This is a genomic window from Mesorhizobium sp. M2A.F.Ca.ET.067.02.1.1, from assembly GCF_004023285.1.
Classification (GTDB): Bacteria; Pseudomonadota; Alphaproteobacteria; order Rhizobiales; family Rhizobiaceae; genus Mesorhizobium.
Window position 1 is genome coordinate 1 of sequence record NZ_RZSB01001363.1, and the last position, 592, is coordinate 592.

Sequence of the window (592 nt, forward strand, 5' to 3'; positions counted from 1 at the left end):
GCCGTATGCCCGCTCGGCATACGGCTGAAGCAGAACTAGTTCGCGGCGAGGCTGTTCCCAGACAGTCCAGGCAGGGTGACCTGATAGACCAGGAAGGTGGTGTCGACATCGGCGGCGTCCTCGGCTTTGTAGGGCGCGCCGACCTGGAAGCCGTCCTGGGTGAGAAAGTCGTTGTCGTTGGCGACGAACAGGAAATAGTCGTCGGGCAGTTTTGGATCGAGCACCGGGGCCAGCGACATCGCCTCCCACTTCTCCGAGAGGTTGTTCCTGTCGTTCGGCGCGCCATTGTGCAGGTCGAAGCGGCCAAGCTCGCCCTTGTCGTTGATGTCGATGAAGGAGGTGAGCTTGGCCGGCGTCACAGACGGGTCGAGCACACCCTTCGGCGCCACCGGCTTGTCGGCCGCGTCGAACGGACCGTTGGCGATGTCGGTCGCGGCGGAGAGGTCGACGATCTCGATCTTGCGATAGACCGACTCGTCGCCCTTCACGCCCTGGCCGTTGCCCGGGTCGCGCGCCAGCATCAGGAAGCTTTTGTCGGAGAGCGCGACGATCTCGCTCTGCGCGGCGACCTTGGTCTTGCCCTTGGCGTCCT

The 592-nt window shown here is 64.2% G+C and carries 1 pseudogene; it reads right to left on the reverse strand.

Features of this window, described 5'->3' with window-relative positions:
• Nucleotides 1–35: 35 nt before the first annotated feature.
• Nucleotides 36–592 (reverse strand): annotated as a pseudogene (locus EOA28_RS37835) (esterase-like activity of phytase family protein); the annotation flags it as partial.